Source organism: Vibrio sp. 10N.286.48.F5, from assembly GCF_041469785.1.
In the GTDB taxonomy this organism is placed as follows: Bacteria; Pseudomonadota; Gammaproteobacteria; order Enterobacterales; family Vibrionaceae; genus Vibrio; species Vibrio crassostreae_C.
In genome coordinates, this window is record NZ_JBFRLG010000089.1 from 1 (window position 1) to 233 (window position 233).

At 51.5% G+C, this 233-nt stretch carries 2 tRNA genes; both read left to right on the top strand.

Annotated features, from left to right (window positions below):
* Nucleotides 1-8: 8 nt before the first annotated feature.
* Nucleotides 9-95: transfer RNA gene (locus AB4185_RS21930), tRNA-Leu, on the top strand.
* A 64-nt stretch (nucleotides 96-159) separates the two neighbouring features.
* Nucleotides 160-233, top strand: a tRNA-Cys gene (locus AB4185_RS21935).

Genomic DNA, 233 nt, shown 5'->3' on the forward strand with positions numbered 1-233 from the left:
AATTGCGTGCCCTGGTGGTGGAATTGGTAGACACAAGGGATTTAAAATCCCTCGACGTTCGCGTTGTGCCGGTTCAAGTCCGGCCCGGGGCACCATCTATTTGATTATTACCTCGCTTGGTATTAATCAAAAGAGTTGTTCTCTTAAAACACTATTGAAGGCGCCTTGGCAGAGTGGCTATGCAGCGGATTGCAAATCCGTGGACCTCGGTTCGACTCCGGGAGGCGCCTCCA